This is a genomic window from Rhizobium redzepovicii, from assembly GCF_019793435.1.
GTDB lineage: Bacteria > Pseudomonadota > Alphaproteobacteria > Rhizobiales > Rhizobiaceae > Rhizobium > Rhizobium redzepovicii.
This window is the reverse complement of record NZ_JAILYH010000051.1, coordinates 1-1,489: the sequence shown is the minus strand read 5'-3', so window position 1 is coordinate 1,489 and position 1,489 is coordinate 1. Positions and strand designations below refer to the sequence as shown.

General features: G+C 65.6%; 1 protein-coding gene. It reads right to left on the bottom strand.

The features are described 5' to 3' along the window. Window positions 1-1,489, bottom strand: a 1,489-nt coding sequence (locus K6N12_RS33485; RefSeq protein ID WP_222149169.1) for a putative Ig domain-containing protein, incomplete at both ends; no start/stop codon positions are given.

Below are 1,489 nucleotides of genomic sequence, written 5' to 3'. Positions count from 1 at the left end.
TTGGCAGTAATCGTGACGGGGGTTGAGAAGTTGACCGTCTGCCAGCCGCTGCCGGTGGTGCCGGCAAAGGTGGCGGTGGCGAGCTTGGTGCCCGTCGTGGTCCACAGGTCGACAACGTTCTGGCCGTTGTCGTTGGCGCTGCGATAGAACTTGATGCCGGTAACGTCACCGGCAACGTTCGACTGGAACTTGACGCCAAGCTCGAGCTGCTGACCATCGTTGAGATTGGTCTGGGTCGGCGTGCTGGAGGCGTTGAACAGACTGTAGGTCACGGGCGCCGTCGAGGCGGCGATATTGAAGTTCTCGTTGGCGGCAAGGCCGCCAAGGTCCGTCGCCGTCACCTTGACGCCGTAGGTGCCAGCGGTCGTCGGCGTACCGGAGAAGGTGCGCGTCGTGGCATTGAAGGAGAGCCAGGCGGGCAGTGCCGTGCCATCGGCGGCCGTTGCCGAATAGGTCAGCGTCTCACCGCTGTCGACATCGGTGAAGGTCGTCGTCGGCACCACGAAGGAGAAGGCGGAGCCGACGGTGGCGTTCTGGGCCGCCGTCTGGACAGCCAGCACCGGCGCATCGTTGGCGCCATGGATGGTGACGGTCAGATTGGCCGTGGCCGTGGCGCCGGCGCTATCGCGCATCGTATAGCTGAAGACTTCGCTCAGCGTATTGGTCGACAGGCGCAGCCCCTGCACGGCGGTATTGGCCTCGTTGACGGCATAAGTATAGGCGCCCGATGCGTTGAGCACCAGACTGCCATAGGTGCCGGCGAGTGCTGAGCCGAGCGTGCCCGACGTCGCGCCGAAGACCACTGCCGTGACGGTCTTGGTGTCACCAGAATCCGGATCGGTATCGTTGGTCAGCACGTTGCCGCTCGCGACTGCGCCGCCCGAACCGTTGGCCACGCCGCCCTTCTCGGTCGCATCGCCCGCATCGGCGACCGCCGTCGGCGTCGTGTTGCCGGGAACCGACACGGCGATGTTGAAGCTCTCGTTGGCGGCGAGGCCGCCAAGGTCTGTCGCCGTGACCTTGACGCCGTAGGTGCCGCCTGCCGTCGGCGTGCCGGAGAAGGTCCGGGTCGAGGCATTGAAGGAGAGCCAAGACGGCAATGCCGTGCCATCGGCGGCCGTTGCCGAATAGGCCAGCGTCTCGCCGCTGTCGACATCGGTGAAGGTCGTCGTTGGCACCGCGAAGGAGAAGGCCGTGCCGACGGTGGCATTCTGGGCGGCCGTCTGGACAGCGAGCACCGGCGCATCGTTGGCGCCATGGATGGTGACGGTGAGATTGGCCGTGGCCGTGGCGCCGGCGCTATCGCGCATCGTATAGCTGAAGACTTCGCTCAGCGTGTTGGTCGACAGGCGCAGCCCCTGGACGGCGGTATTGGCCTCGTTGACGGCATAAGTATAGGCGCCCGATGCGTTGAGCACCAGACTGCCATAGGTGCCGGCGAGTGCTGAGCCGAGCGTGCCCGACGTCGCGCCGAAGACCACTGCCGTGA